Origin of the sequence: Collinsella sp. i05-0019-G5 (assembly GCF_042851345.1) — a bacterium.
Taxonomy (GTDB): Bacteria; Actinomycetota; Coriobacteriia; order Coriobacteriales; family Coriobacteriaceae; genus Collinsella.
This window is the reverse complement of sequence record NZ_AP031421.1, coordinates 627,450-640,644: the sequence shown is the minus strand read 5'-3', so window position 1 is coordinate 640,644 and position 13,195 is coordinate 627,450. Positions and strand designations below refer to the sequence as shown.

Sequence of the window (13,195 nt, the reverse complement as noted above, 5' to 3'; positions counted from 1 at the left end):
TATGCTACCTTGACTATCTATATGACTTAAACGCAGCAAAGGAGCACCGAGAGAGCGAGTATGGCAAAAAACACCGCAAACTATGGTAACGACAGTATCCGCCAGCTCAAGGACGAGGAGCGCGTACGCCTGCGCCCCGCCGTCATCTTTGGCTCGGACGGACTCGACGGCTGCGCGCATGCCGCCTTCGAGATCCTGTCCAACGCCGTTGACGAGGCGCGCCAGGGCTACGGCAAGCTCATCACCCTTACCGCCTTTCGCGATGGTTCCATTCAGGTAGAGGACAACGGCCGCGGCTGCCCGCTCGACTGGAACCCCTCCGAGAAGCGCTTTAACTGGGAGCTCGTCTTTTGCGAGCTCTACGCAGGTGGCAAATACAACAACAACCAGGGCGGCGACTACGACTTCTCGCTCGGTACCAACGGCCTGGGCTCGTGCGCGACCCAGTACGCCTCCGAATACATGGACGTCACGGTTTGGCGCGACGGCAACAAGTACTCCCTGCACTTTAAAAAGGGCAAGGTCGTTGGCGCCAAAAAGAAGGCACTCGAGATTGAGCCCAGCGACGAGGACCGTACCGGCACCACCATCAAATGGCGCCCCGATCTTGAGGTCTTTACCTCCATCAGCATCCCCCACGATTGGTATCGCGAGACCATGCGCCGCCAGGCCGTGGTCAACGCCAACGTGACCTTCCGCCTGCGCATCGAGGGCGACGACGGCGAGTTTACCGAAGAGGATTTTTGCTATCCCAAGGGTATCGAGGACTACGTGCTCGAGAAGGTCGGTGCCGACTACCTTACCGAGCCTTTCTTTATCGAGGCCGACCGCCGTGGTCGCGATCGTGAGGACCTGCCCGACTACAATGTAAAGATCACCGCGTGCATGTGCTTCTCGCGCACCTTCACGATGCAGGAGTACTACCACAACTCCTCCTGGCTCGAGAACGGCGGCTCGCCCGAGAAGGCTGCCCGCAGCGCCCTCACTAGCGCCATCGATGCTTACATTAAGCAACAAGGCAAGTACAACAAAAACGAGAGCGGCATTAAGTGGCAGGACGTCCAGGACTGCCTGGTGCTGGTGACCAACTGCTTCTCCACCCAGACGTCTTACGAAAACCAGACCAAGAAGGCCATCAATAACCGCTTTATCCAGCAGGCCATGACGGCATTCTTTAAGGAGCGCCTCTCGACCTACTTGATTGAGAACAAAGATGCCGCCAACAAGATCATGGAGCAGGTGCTCATCAACAAGCGCTCGCGTGAGAATGCCGAGAAGACGCGTCAGAGCATCAAGACCAACCTGCAGCAGAAGACCGACATGGCCAACCGCGTGCAGAAATTCATCGACTGCCGCTCCAAGGACAAGAGCCGTCGCGAGATCTACATCGTAGAGGGCGACTCGGCAGCGGGCGCCATTCGCACCTCGCGCGATGCCGAGTTCCAGGGCGTTATGCCCGTCCGCGGCAAGATTCTCAACTGCCTGAAGGAGGACTATCCGCGCATCTTTAAGTCCGACATCATCATGGACCTTATGCGCGTGCTGGGCTGCGGTGTGGAGATCAAGGACAAGCGCATCAAGAACCTGGGCGCCTTTGACCTGGACAACCTCAACTGGAACAAGGTCATCATCTGTACGGACGCCGACGTCGACGGTTATCACATCCGCACGCTCGTGCTCACCATGCTCTACCGCCTGGTGCCCACACTTATCGACGAGGGTTACGTGTATATCGCCGAGTCGCCGCTCTACGAGATCAACTGCAAAGAGAAGACCTACTTTGCCTACACCGAGCTCGAGAAGAACGGCATCCTCAAAGAGATCGGCGACCAGAAGTGTTCCATCAACCGCTCCAAGGGTCTTGGTGAGAACGATCCGGACATGATGTGGCTCACCACCATGAACCCCGAGACGCGCCGCCTGATCAAGGTGGAGCCCGAGGACGTCACCAAGATGGAAACCATGTTCAACCTTTTGCTTGGCAACGACGAGGCAGGCCGCAAGCGCCATATCTCCGAGCACGGCAAGGAATACCTGGACCAGCTGGACCTGCAGTAGCAGCAAATCGATAACGACGGCCCATAAGAAGTTCAAGAGGAAATCGTGGCAAAGAAGAAGACGAAGAACCAGCCAAAGAAAAAGCAGGTCAACGCCGAGAACGTCATCGGCCTGCACTCCGAGGTCACCGACCAGCCGATCACGCAGACGCTCGAGGTCAACTACATGCCCTACGCCATGAGCGTCAACGTCTCGCGTGCGTTCCCCGAGATCGACGGCTTTAAGCCCTCGCACCGCAAGCTGCTCTACACCATGTACAAGATGGGTCTGCTCAAGGGCGAGCGCCAGAAGAGCGCCAACATTGTGGGCCAGACCATGAAGCTCAACCCGCACGGCGATGCCGCGATCTACGAGACGATGGTGCGTCTGGCAACCGGCAACGAGGCGTTGCTCGCGCCGTTCGTTGAGTCGAAGGGCAACTTTGGCAAGTATTATTCGGGCGATCTGAGCTACGCCGCCTCGCGTTATACCGAGGCCAAGCTCTCCCCCATCAGCGCCGAGATCTTCAAAGATATCGACAAGGACCCGGTCGACTTCGTCGACAGCTACGACGGCGCTATGAAGGAGCCGCGCTTGCTGCCCACCACGTTCCCCAACATCCTTGTCTCGGCCAATAAGGGCATCGGCGTCGCCATGGCGTCCGACATCTGCGGCTTCAACCTCAACGAGGTCTGCACCGCCACGATGCACTACCTGCAGGATCCCGACTGCGACCTGCTCGAGTACATGCCCATGCCTGACTTCTCGACCGGCGGCGAAATTATCTACCGCCGCGAGGAGATGGAGAAGATCGTCGAGACCGGCCTTGGCAGCTTCCAGATCCGCTCCCGCTGGCGCTGGATTCCCGAAGAGCGCATCATCGAGGTCTACGAGATCCCCTACACCACCAAGACCGATGTCATCATCGAGCGCATCGTCAAGCTTTCCAAAGAGGGCAAGGTCAAGGAGATTGCCGACATCCGCGACGAAACCGACCTCTCGGGTTTGCGCATCGCCATCGACCTTAAGCGCGGCGTCGACCCCGACAAGCTTATGGCCAAGCTCTATCGCTCGACCACGCTGCAGGATTCGTTCTCGTGCAACTTCAACGTGCTCGTCGACGGCTATCCCCGTGTCATGGGCGTGCGCCAGATCCTGCACGAGTGGGTCAAGTGGCGTATTGAGTCCACGCGTCGCCGCATTAACTTTGACCTGGGCAAAAAGTCCGAGCGCCTGCACCTGCTGCACGGCCTCGAGGCGATCTTGCTCGACATCGACAAGGCGATCGCCATCATCCGTGGCACCAAGCTCGAGGCCGAGGTCGTGCCCAACCTTATGCGCGGCTTCGACATCGACGAGACCCAGGCCGAATTTGTTGCCGAGCTCAAGCTCCGCAACATCAACGAGGAGTACATCCTCAACCGCACCAAGGACATCGCTAAGCTTGAGGGCGAGATTGCCGAGCTTGAGGAGATCCTCTCCAGCGAGGAGAACATCAAGAAGGTCATCAGCGACGAGCTGGCCGCGGTCAACAAGAAGTATGTGATGCCGCGCCGCACGGGCAGGATCGAGCCCCATGAGGTTATCGAAGTAAGCTTGGAGCCCGAGGTCGAGGAGTACCCGGTCACCATCATGCTCTCGCGCGATGGCTACCTTAAGAAGATGACGGACCGCGTGCTCAAGAAGGCGACCACACTCAAGTACAAGGACGGCGACAAACCCTTTATCGAGTTCCCGTCCTCCAACACCCACGAGCTGCTGGTCTTTACCAACAAGAGCCAGGTGTACAAGTGCAAGGTTGCAGCGTTTGAGGACACCAAGTCGGCCCAGCTGGGCTCGTACCTGCCGACCGATCTTGAGATGGAACCCGACGAGAGCGTCATCTGGGTCATCGACCCCGAGGATTACAAGGCCGACGTGCTGTTTGTCTTTGAGAACGGCCGCGTGGTGCGCGTCGCACTTTCCGGATACGTCACCAAGACCAACCGCAAGCGCCTCAAGAACGCCATCTACGGCGGCAGCAAGCTGCTGTATGCCCAGGTGCTCAACACAGATCGCGACATCGCGCTGGTCTCGAGCGACTATCGTTTGATGAACTTCAACACGTCGCTGCTCAAGACCAAGACGACCACCAACACGCAGGGCGTCCAAGCCTTTACGGCCAAGAAGGGCCGCTCGGTCACCACCGTCGGCACGACCGAGGAGATCCTTGGCGCCGGCGTCTCGGCCGAGAAGTTCACCGCGCAGAGTCTGCCCTCCGCCGGTGCCCTCATGAAAGAAAACGACATGCCGAGTCTGTTTGACTAACAGCCGTCTGGCCGGTTCCGACAGCCCAGCCCCCTTGAAACGCAGCAAGGCCCGAATGGTTCAAATGAACCTTTCGGGCCTTGCTCGTTATTGGAGATGCGCGCTAGGCGACCTTGCGAGCGAGCTCTCGCACCTCTTCCAGTTTGGGCGACGATGCCATGCTGTCGCGCTCGGTCATACCGCTGATGGTGACAATGCCCTGGTCCTCCCACTTGCAGTACGCGCAGGTCGACTTGTACATAGCGATCGCCGCATCATAGACGCCCTCGCTATGGCTATCGAGCAAAAGGGCCGTCTTGGTGAACGGGAAGCCCGTAGCACCGAAGGCGTACAGGCGGTCGATGGCGGCCTTCTCCTGCGCGGTGATATCGAACCAGTAGATAGGCGAGGCAAAGACGACCATGTCTGCGTCTTTCAGCGGCTCGATCACGTCGGCCATGTCATCCTTCTGCACACAGGTGCCCTCATGGGTAAAGCAGTACTGGCATCCCAGACAACCAGCGATCTTTTTGCCGGCAACGCGGATGACCTCGACCGTATGGCCGGCCTCGCGCGCGGTCTCGGCAAAGGCCTCGACCATGGTGTCGGTATTGGCACCCTTGCGCGGGCTACCACTCAATACAACGATATTCATAGAAATCTCCCTCCTTCATGCCGCAGGCGCGCGGCACACATTTCGTTGTAACCAAAACAGATGAAGCTATTCAGTCGTCCGCAGACCACATCTCTCGTTCGTGCTCTCTAGACAAGGCGCAAACGGTGCTGCACCCCCCTGTCGCGCTATATCCCTACGCAGTGTTCAGAATCCCTGCTCACCGAGCAGCACCGCGCGAGGTCCAGCACGAGTACGCCTTCCCGGGTACAGGGCTCATGCCCTATGCGGGAGATGAGGACCTTCGGGAACACGTCCCCGATGGGCAGAAGCGACGCGAGCTCCCCCTCAAGCATCAAGTTGATGCTCATATCGCCTCTCACATACGCTCTCCTTCCCGGTTTCGAAACTCGAATTGATTTAAAGTTTCGAAACCGGGAAGGCAATATACAAAAGGATGTGTCGAGGAACGAATCCCAGCCACGTCATGTCGGCAGCGATGAAGGGCGCGTCCGCGCGTGCTACAATGCGGGCACCAGAGATGAAAACACAGTCCCCGTCGGGTAGTCGTGGGCGTGCGCTAGTCCGCATCAGTAACCTGCCTCCTTGGTTGTCCCTTCTCTGCATGGTCATCTACATAAAGGAGGAACCAACCATGCAGATCAGCGTGTCGTCCACCCTGACCGTATATCACGACGGTCAATTCTGGGTCGGGATGGCGGAGCATGTCGAGGACGGAAGGTACGGCGTCGCCCGCATCGTCTTCGGCGCGGAGCCGTCCGATGAGGAGATCCTGCAGTTCGTTGTCGGCAAATGGGAGAAACTCTCGTTCTTCGGTGACGACCCGGTCGAGACGAGCAAACCCGCGAAGAACCCCAAGCGGCGCGCCCGTGAGGCGGCGAAAGCCCTTAAGCGGCCCGCGATGAGCACCAAGGCGCAGCAGGCGCTCGCAGCACAGAGAGAAGCGATGAAACAGGAGTCAGCTCATGCAAGAAGCCGACGCCGCGCGGAAGAGGCTGATGCGCGCTTCGAGCAGCGAAAGCTGAAGCGCAAACAGAAGCATCGTGGGCATTGATTGCCATTTGCAGCAAGGCAAACCATATACAGCAGCGGCGCCAGTTCCACTTGAAGCCGACGCCGCGTAGACGCTGATGGTGACGGCTATGCACGGGCACGGGCGCGCCACCGCACTTCACAGCTTGTTTCTCAAGTATTTGGGACGCACACGCGGCGTTCGAAAATGCGGAGCGACTCCGCATGGCTCGAGACTGAGCCGAGGTGCCCTACTTCTCGCCTTCCAGCAGGCCCACGATGCGATCGATGTCGACGGCAAAGCGGGGCCTTCCCTCGCGCTCATAGAGGTCAAGGTACGCCTGGCACTCGGAGACAATGCGTTTGGTGTTGCCATCGATGATGCGCTGGAGCGTCTCGTAGTAGGCCGAGCCCTCGGTCCTGAAGCGGCGCTGGTAGGCCTTGGTTATGGGGAACATCTTGATGTAGTGGATGCCGTGGCGGCAGCCGGGGCGCGTCGTGGGGCGGGGTGGCAACGCAAAGTACTGGTCTTTGGGCACGTTAGGGGCGATGTTGGAACGCAGCGGCACGGCGAAGTCCCTGCGCTTTCCGCGGAAACGCAGCCTCACCACCACGATGCAGGGGCGATTGTGCTTAAGCATGAGCTCACGGTCGCCATCGACGAGGTCGAAGAAGTCCTGGGAGATGGATACGATCTTCATCGGTTGCGCCCCCTTCATACGAAGCGGGGCCCGCATCGCTGCAGGCCCCTACAGGTGGGCGATATTCTACGCCTTGCGGCACCCCGTCGCCCACGGAGGTTAAACGTACACGTAAGCCGTACTCTGAAAGCCGCGGCTTCCGGCAAGTAGTTTATACCACGAAAGGTCGCTTTCGATGCACCTAGCTCGCAAAATAACACTCGCTGGGCCGTCACCCCTGATCTTCTCGACCGTCTCCTCCGGGTACTTATTGCGTGCCACGGGCACCTCCGTCCTTGTTATCGCGATAAACATACCATGAGTGGCGTACGGGTCGAGAAGGGCTGGCGCCAAAAGAGCCCAACGGCCGTTACGGCTTCGTTAGAAACGCGCCCCACCATGGATGGTGAACCCGAAAGGTAAGGCGCGCGGGCACGGTGGCTCGGCCCGCGCGCCCGGAAGAGAAAGGATAAGCCCATGGATTACATGCTCGAGACGCGCGGGCTCACCAAGCGCTTCGGCCGCGGCGACCAGGCGCAGGACGCCGTGGCCGACGTGAGCCTTCATATCCGCGAGGGCGAGGTGTACGGGCTGCTCGGCCCCAACGGCGCCGGCAAGTCGACAACGCTCAAGATGATCTGCGGGATGCTGCGGCCGACGGCCGGGGAGATCCTCTTTGCCGGGCACGCCTGGCGCCGCGAGGACCTCTACGCAATCGGCAGCCTCATCGAGGAGGCGCCGCTCTACCCCAACCTCACCGCGCGCGAGAACCTGCGCGTGCGCACCACGCTGCTGGGCCTTCCCGAGAGCCGCATAGATGAGGTGCTCGCCGCCGTGGACCTCGCGGACACCGGGAAGAAGCGCGCCGGGCGCTTCTCGATGGGCATGCGGCAGCGCCTGGGGCTCGCGCTGGCGCTGATCGCCCGGCCACGCCTGCTCGTGCTCGACGAGCCCACCAACGGCCTCGACCCCATCGGCATCGAGGAGCTGCGCGACCAGATCCGCGGCTTCGCGGCGGCGGGCACGACGGTGATCGTCTCGAGCCACATCCTCTCCGAGGTGCAGCAGATGGCGGACACCATCGGCATCATCTGCGGAGGGCGCCTCGCCTACGAGGATGCGCTTCGGCCCGGGCAGGACCTCGAGGAACTCTTCATGAGCGTCTGCCGGGAGGGGCGTCGAGCGCGCGGGGAGGTGGCGGCATGACGGGCGAGAAAGGCGGCCTGCTCGCGGGCCTGCGCGCCGAGGCCCTGAAGTCGCGCCACGCGGCACCGGTTCGCCTGGCCGTGCTCATGGCGCTGCCGATGCCGCTGCTCGGCGCGATGCCCTACCGAGGCGTGCAGATCTTCAGCGCGTGGAACTACTGGTACGCGCTCTTCCTGCCCGTGTCTCTCTCGCTCGTGGTGGCGTGCGTCGCGCGGGCGGACGCGCGCACGCGGATGCGGGGGCTTCTGGGCCTGGGCTTCCCGCTCGGGCGCGCCTGGTGGGCCAAGGCGCTCTGGTGCCTCGCGCTCTGCACGCTCTCAAACCTCGTGGTCTTCGGCATCTACCTCGCGGGCTCGGCGTTCTCCTCGCAGGGCCTCACGGCCGCGGGCACGTTCACGATGCTCCTCTGCGCGCTCGCCAACACGGTGACCGCGGCGTGGATGATCCCCGCAGGGCTCTTCCTCACGGCGCGGCTCGGCATGCTCGCGGGCATCTTCTGCCCGCTCGCCACGCAGCTCGTGGGTGGGTTCGCCTGGTCGCTGATGCCGCTGCCGCAGCTCTTTCCGCCGTCGGCGAGCATGGTCATCCCCACGAGCTTCATCCCCGTGCTGCCGAGCGGTGAGCCACTCGCGGCGGACATGGCGCTCGGCGGGGCGCTCGCGGCGGACGGCATGCTCACACTGGCGGGCCTTGCGGTCTGCGCGCTCGCGTTCGCCGCGCTCACGGCGGCGGGCGCGGCCTGGTTCGCGCGCTCCGAGGAGAGGTGATGGCCATGACACGACTCTCCGACCCGACGCCGCGCATGACTCTCCCGCGGGCCCTGCTCTCCGAGGCCCTGCGCCTGGCGCGCTCCCCGCTCACGGCGGTGCACCTCGTCTGCGGCCTGGCAGCCGGTCTTGCCTGCGGCGAGTACTTCTCCATAACCCGATGGGACCCGGCGCTGGGCGCGGACGCCTACGCCCAGTTCCTCGGCGCCCTCATGCCGCTCATGTCCGCCATCGTCTGCGGGCTCGCCGTGGACGAGGAGCGCGCTGCCGGGCGCCTCGCCAACCTCACAGCGGTCCCCTCGCGCGGGCGCGCCGTCGCGGCGAAGCTGCTCGCCCTTGCGGCGCTCGGCGCGGGCGCGCTGGCCGTGGCGCTCGGCGTGTTCGGGGCCGTGCTCGCCGTTGCCGGGCGCCTGCCGCTCGGGCCCGCTCCGCTTGCGGCCGCCTGGGCGGGCATCGTACTGGGCAGCCTGCCCCTCTACGCGCTGGGGCTCGGCGTGGCCCTGCGCCTCGGCCGCAACGCCGTCATCGGCGCCGGCGCGACGGGGATGCTCCTCGCGTTCTTCTCAGTGGGCGGACTTGCGCACGGCCTCATGACCGGCGAGCTCACCGGTGCCCTGGCGACGCCCCTGAGCTGGGTGCCGCTCGCCTGGCCCGCGCGCCTGGGGTCGCTCGGGGTTGAGGCCTTCATCGACGCCGCACGCGCGACGGGCCCTCTCCTCACGACTGCGCTCGCTGGCCTCGTGCTCACCCTGGCAACCGCCGCCGTCCTTATCGCCTGGTTCTGCCGCTTCGAGGACGGGAGGGCAGATGCGTAGGAAACCGCTCGCCGCCGTGCTCGCCCTCCTCTCCGCAGCGCTCGTCCTGGGCGGGAATGCCCTGCTCGACGCCGGCTGGGGGTCGGCGCTGCGCTCGATCGCCGACCGCGTGCTGCCCAACCCTGAGATCACCATGTGGGCGCCCGCGCCCGAGCCCGGCAGCCACGCGAGCTCCTACGCCGACGCTACCGGGGCGGGGGCGAACTACGTCTACCTGGTGGACGCGGCGGACGACAGGGGCGATGTCCGAGAGCTCCAGCTCATCTTCTTCGGGCGGGAGTCGGACGGCGAGGGCTGGCTCGAGATCGAGGCGCACGGCGGCTCGGGCGTGCGCTACCGCGCGTGCAACGCGGCCGAGGCACCCGCGGCTGCGCGCGGGGCTCTGGACCGCTGAGCGCGGCGCAAGTACAATGCCGACGGGAGTTTCAGGAGGTCGAACATGGCAAGGATACTGGCAGTGGATGATGAACGGGCGATCCTCGACGCGCTCGCGCGCGTCCTCGGCTGCGACGGCCATGAGGTCGTCAAGGCAGCGGACCCGACGGCGGTCCCGGGGACGGACCTCTCGCGCTTCGACCTCGTGCTCTGCGACGTCATGATGCCGGGGCTCGACGGCTTCGAGCTCGTGCGGCAGATCCGCCCGGACTTCGACGGGCCCATCATCTTCCTGACCGCGCGCGTGGCCGAGGAGGACGCCGTGGCCGGCTACGGCCTGGGCGCCGACGACTACGTCCGCAAGCCCTTCGGGGCCGCGGAGCTGCGCGCCAAGGTCGCGGCCCATCTACGCCGTGAGCGCCGACCGCACTCGCACGCCCTCTCCTTCGGGGAGGTGCGGATCGACCTCGGGGCGCACGGCCTCGCCGTGGGTGGCGAGGCCGTGCCGCTCACGCCCACCGAGTATGGATTGGCAACACCTATTTGGACGATTCCGGGAGGGACAGCCCCGCCTCCCTGAACTCGACCGGCGACATGTAGCCCAGCGTCGAGTGGATCCTGAAGTTGTTGTACCAGTGCACGTAGTCCGAGAGCTTGGCCCGGAGCTCGCGCGTCGTGCCGAACGTCTCGCGGTGGACGAGCTCGGCCTTCAGTATCCTGTTGGTCGACTCGTCGACGGCGTTGTCGTAGGGGCAGCCCTTGGCCGACAGCGACCTCTCTATGCCGAAGGCCTCGAGCATCAGGTCGATCTCGGCGTTGTCGAACTCGCTGCCGCGGTCCGTGTGGAACACCTCGATGTCCGAGATCGGGAAGGAGAGCGTCGCGAACGCCGACTTGACCAGCCGGGCGTCCTTCCTGGGCCCGGCGGAGTGGCCGACGATCTCCCTGTTGTAGAGGTCGACGAGCAGGCAGACGTAGTTCCACGACGCCCCCACGCGCACGTAGGTCAGGTCGCTGCATATATGGGTGCGCGGCGCCCTGCCGCAGAAGCCGCGCGCGACGACGTTCGGCACGTCGGCCTCGTTGACCGCCCCGGGGTGCACCTTGAACCTCTTCCTGCCGTATGCGCTGACCAGGCCGTTCTCCCTCATGATGCGGCAGACCCGGCGCCGGCTGACGGTGACGCCCGACCGCTCGAGCGACGCCTTTATCTTGCGCGAGCCGTACCGGCCCTTGCTGGCGGCGTGGGCCGCGACCACGGCCGGCGCGGCGGGGTCCGGCGCGGCGGGCCGGCCGGGCCGCGAGCGCATGGAGTAGTACGTCGACCTCGCGACGCCGAGGAGCCTGCACTGCGCTGATATGGGGTAGCGGCCCTCGTTGGCCGCTATGGCCCTCACTTTCGAGCGTATATCAGCGCCGCTTGTTTTAAGACGTCGACCTCCATCCGGAGCCTGCGGTTCTCGCGCTCGAGCTCCAGGATCCGGTTCTGCTCGGGCGTGCGGTTGTCCGCGGCGCGCGGCGAGCCGGTCGCGTTTATCGACTTGATCCACCTCTCCACGGTGCTCTTGCCGAGGTCGTACTCGTCCATGATCTCGCGCTTGGGCTTGCCGGCGTTGTAGAGGTCGACTATCTGCCTCTTGAACTCGTCGGTGAAATGCCTCGGGTGCCTGGGGTCCCTCATATACGGCCCTCCCGTCTCCTGCGCCCCTCCCGGAACTGTCCACACCAGTGTAGCCAATCCAGTACGCCATCTGCGAGTACCTCGCCCGCCACCCCGGGCAGGTCATGAGCCGCGCGCAGATACGCGAGGCGGTGCTCGGCTGGGAGAGCGACGCCGACGACGCGGCCATATCCATGCAGGTCAGCCGCGCCCGGAGGAAACTCTCCGAGGCCGGCGCCGATCCGATCGCGACCGTCTGGGGGATGGGGTACAAGTGGCAGCTCTGAGGACCGGGGCGCGAGGTCGCAGGGGCATGCCGCTCTCCTTCGTCATCGCGCGCTACTTCGCCTACGCGTTCGCGGCGGTCGCTACGGCGTGGCTCGCCTCGTTCATGGCGCTCTCCGCGGCGATCAACGCGGGCTTCGTCTACGAGGCAAGCTGGGGGCCGGCCAATGCGCGCGAGGTCGCGGAGGGCCTGGCACGCGACGGCGTCTGCGGGCAGCAGGACGTGCCGACGGCGTACCGCTACCTCATCCTGAACAAGGACGGACACGTGCTGATGACAGACCTCGAGGGCACGCGGCTCGAGGGCGCGACGGAAATGGCCCGTGCGGCACTCGCCGCGGATCCGGGCACAGTGGAGATCGAGGGCGGGGGCTCGGGCCTCACCTACGCCGCGTTCCCGCTCAAGGGCGGCGGGGCCTGCGCACTCGTCAGTGAGTACCTGCCGCAGTGGGCCTCGCGCGACCTCGCCGGCCTGCTTCCCAACCCGCAGAACCTCATGCTCGTCGGCGCCGCGGCGGGAAGCGCGCTCGCGCTCGCGCTCGTGGCGCGCCGCGCGAGCCGCGTGATCTCACGCAAGATGGCGCCGCTCGCGGAGGCGGCGGGGCGCGTCGGCGCGGGGGAGCTCGACTTCGCGGTCGGCAGCAGCAACGTGCGCGAGGTGAACGACGTCCTCGCCGCGATGGACGCCATGCGGGCCTCCCTCGCCGAGTCGCTCGAGGCCCGCTGGGCCGCGGAGCGGGGGCAGCGCGAGCAGGTGGCGTCGCTCGCCCACGACCTCAAGACGCCGCTCACCGTGCTGCGCGCCAACGCCGACTTCGTGGCGGAGGAGCTGGAAGACGAGAAAGACGCCGACCTCGCGGCCGCCGCGCGCGACATAGCCGGCGGTGTCGAAAGGCTCGACGGCTACGTGCGCCTGCTCATCGATGCCTCGCGCGGGTCCGACGGGGCGGAGAGGGTCCCCATGCGGCCGGCCGAGCTCTGCGAGCAGGTCCTCGCCGAGGCCGCCCAGATCGCCCGGGCGCGAGGCGTGACACTCGACGCGGCCACGGGCCCCGCTGTCGTGGGCGCGCCCGAGGCCCCGCTCGACCGAACCGCCCTGGCGCGAGCCGCCGCGAACCTCGTGGCCAACGCCGCCGAGCACGCGCGTTCGCGCGTGGCGGTCTCCTGCGACGTCGCGGGCGGACTCCTCGTCATCGAGGTGTCCGACGACGGACCGGGCTTCTCTCCCGCCGCCCTCGAACGCGGCTGCGAGCGCCTCTTCACAGACGACTCCTCCCGCTCCTCGCGCGACGGAGGCCGCCACTACGGGCTCGGCCTCCACGCCGCCTCCGAGGCCGCGAGCGCCCACGGGGGCTCCATCTCGCTCGCCAACAGCCCCTCGGGCGGCGCGGTGGCCACCATCGCGGTCCCCCTGTGCGGGGCCTGACGACTCAGGCCCT

General features: G+C 64.9%; 14 protein-coding genes. 10 read left to right on the top strand and 4 right to left on the bottom strand.

Annotation, left to right across the window (positions count from 1 at the left end; translation table 11 throughout):
• The first annotated feature begins 60 nt into the window (after positions 1–60).
• On the top strand, positions 61–2,058 hold the full coding sequence (locus tag ACGHIZ_RS02875) for a type IIA DNA topoisomerase subunit B (RefSeq protein ID WP_390449017.1): 1,998 nt from the start codon (positions 61–63) through the stop codon (positions 2,056–2,058).
• A 45-nt stretch (positions 2,059–2,103) separates the two neighbouring features.
• Complete coding sequence (locus ACGHIZ_RS02870) at positions 2,104–4,344, top strand: DNA gyrase subunit A (protein ID WP_390449014.1); 2,241 nt, start codon at positions 2,104–2,106, stop codon at positions 4,342–4,344.
• A gap of 103 nt (positions 4,345–4,447) precedes the next feature.
• On the opposite strand, the gene ACGHIZ_RS02865 is transcribed toward ACGHIZ_RS02870, so the two are convergent.
• Both ACGHIZ_RS02865 and ACGHIZ_RS02860 read right to left on the bottom strand, forming a co-directional pair.
• Complete coding sequence (locus ACGHIZ_RS02865; protein WP_390449011.1) at positions 4,448–4,978, bottom strand: flavodoxin family protein; 531 nt, start codon at positions 4,976–4,978, stop codon at positions 4,448–4,450.
• A gap of 146 nt (positions 4,979–5,124) precedes the next feature.
• On the bottom strand, positions 5,125–5,319 hold the full coding sequence (locus tag ACGHIZ_RS02860; RefSeq protein WP_390449008.1) for a hypothetical protein: 195 nt from the start codon (positions 5,317–5,319) through the stop codon (positions 5,125–5,127).
• Positions 5,320–5,591: 272 nt separating this feature from the next.
• On the opposite strand from ACGHIZ_RS02860, the gene ACGHIZ_RS02855 reads away from it, so the two are divergent.
• On the top strand, positions 5,592–6,011 hold the full coding sequence (locus tag ACGHIZ_RS02855; protein WP_390449005.1) for a YjdF family protein: 420 nt from the start codon (positions 5,592–5,594) through the stop codon (positions 6,009–6,011).
• A gap of 208 nt (positions 6,012–6,219) precedes the next feature.
• On the opposite strand, the gene ACGHIZ_RS02850 is transcribed toward ACGHIZ_RS02855, so the two are convergent.
• Complete coding sequence (locus ACGHIZ_RS02850) at positions 6,220–6,669, bottom strand: hypothetical protein (RefSeq protein ID WP_196026013.1); 450 nt, start codon at positions 6,667–6,669, stop codon at positions 6,220–6,222.
• A 456-nt stretch (positions 6,670–7,125) separates the two neighbouring features.
• Here ACGHIZ_RS02850 and ACGHIZ_RS02845 point away from each other — a divergent pair, with 456 nt between their 5' ends.
• From ACGHIZ_RS02845 to ACGHIZ_RS02825, 5 genes are all read left to right on the top strand, one after another.
• Positions 7,126–7,854, top strand: coding sequence for a lantibiotic protection ABC transporter ATP-binding protein (locus ACGHIZ_RS02845; RefSeq protein WP_373094132.1), 729 nt, complete (start codon positions 7,126–7,128; stop codon positions 7,852–7,854).
• Entirely contained in the window at positions 7,851–8,621 is a 771-nt protein-coding gene (locus ACGHIZ_RS02840; protein ID WP_390449001.1) for a hypothetical protein, read from the top strand. Before ACGHIZ_RS02845 ends, ACGHIZ_RS02840 begins: the two co-directional genes overlap by 4 nt.
• On the top strand, positions 8,621–9,436 hold the full coding sequence (locus ACGHIZ_RS02835; protein ID WP_390448998.1) for a lantibiotic ABC transporter permease: 816 nt from the start codon (positions 8,621–8,623) through the stop codon (positions 9,434–9,436). The genes ACGHIZ_RS02840 and ACGHIZ_RS02835 overlap by 1 nt, the downstream gene beginning before the upstream one ends.
• Positions 9,437–9,545: 109 nt before the next feature.
• Positions 9,546–9,830, top strand: a complete 285-nt coding sequence (locus tag ACGHIZ_RS02830) for a hypothetical protein (protein WP_390448995.1) — start codon at positions 9,546–9,548, stop codon at positions 9,828–9,830.
• Positions 9,831–9,875: 45 nt separating this feature from the next.
• A complete protein-coding gene (locus ACGHIZ_RS02825) occupies positions 9,876–10,391 on the top strand; it encodes a response regulator transcription factor (RefSeq protein WP_390448991.1) in 516 nt (171 codons plus the stop codon).
• Here ACGHIZ_RS02825 and ACGHIZ_RS02820 read toward each other — a convergent pair.
• Positions 10,351–11,492, bottom strand: a protein-coding gene (locus ACGHIZ_RS02820) for an IS3 family transposase (RefSeq protein ID WP_390446814.1) whose coding sequence is annotated in 2 segments (ribosomal slippage) — positions 10,351–11,234 and positions 11,234–11,492 — 1,143 coding nt in all. Because the reading frame shifts where the segments join, the coding sequence is not laid out codon by codon here. The genes ACGHIZ_RS02825 and ACGHIZ_RS02820 overlap by 41 nt on opposite strands.
• A 104-nt stretch (positions 11,493–11,596) precedes the next feature.
• On the opposite strand from ACGHIZ_RS02820, the gene ACGHIZ_RS02815 reads away from it, so the two are divergent.
• A complete protein-coding gene (locus tag ACGHIZ_RS02815) occupies positions 11,597–11,758 on the top strand; it encodes a helix-turn-helix domain-containing protein (RefSeq protein ID WP_390398069.1) in 162 nt (53 codons plus the stop codon).
• A 26-nt stretch (positions 11,759–11,784) separates the two neighbouring features.
• Entirely contained in the window at positions 11,785–13,182 is a 1,398-nt protein-coding gene (locus ACGHIZ_RS02810) for a sensor histidine kinase (RefSeq protein ID WP_390448988.1), read from the top strand.
• Positions 13,183–13,195: the final 13 nt, after the last annotated feature.

Bases quoted from the DNA above. Each gene is read 5' to 3' on its own strand.
- ACGHIZ_RS02840 (WP_390449001.1), top strand. From the start codon at position 7,851: ATGACGGGCGAGAAAGGCGGCCTGCTCGCGGGCCTGCGCGCCGAGGCC.
- ACGHIZ_RS02810 (WP_390448988.1), top strand. From the start codon at position 11,785: ATGCCGCTCTCCTTCGTCATCGCGCGCTACTTCGCCTACGCGTTCGCG.
- ACGHIZ_RS02825 (WP_390448991.1), top strand. From the start codon at position 9,876: ATGGCAAGGATACTGGCAGTGGATGATGAACGGGCGATCCTCGACGCG.
- ACGHIZ_RS02845 (WP_373094132.1), top strand. From the start codon at position 7,126: ATGGATTACATGCTCGAGACGCGCGGGCTCACCAAGCGCTTCGGCCGC.
- ACGHIZ_RS02875 (WP_390449017.1), top strand. From the start codon at position 61: ATGGCAAAAAACACCGCAAACTATGGTAACGACAGTATCCGCCAGCTC.
- ACGHIZ_RS02855 (WP_390449005.1), top strand. From the start codon at position 5,592: ATGCAGATCAGCGTGTCGTCCACCCTGACCGTATATCACGACGGTCAA.
- ACGHIZ_RS02835 (WP_390448998.1), top strand. From the start codon at position 8,621: ATGGCCATGACACGACTCTCCGACCCGACGCCGCGCATGACTCTCCCG.
- ACGHIZ_RS02815 (WP_390398069.1), top strand. From the start codon at position 11,597: ATGAGCCGCGCGCAGATACGCGAGGCGGTGCTCGGCTGGGAGAGCGAC.
- ACGHIZ_RS02850 (WP_196026013.1), bottom strand. From the start codon at position 6,669: ATGAAGATCGTATCCATCTCCCAGGACTTCTTCGACCTCGTCGATGGC.
- ACGHIZ_RS02865 (WP_390449011.1), bottom strand. From the start codon at position 4,978: ATGAATATCGTTGTATTGAGTGGTAGCCCGCGCAAGGGTGCCAATACC.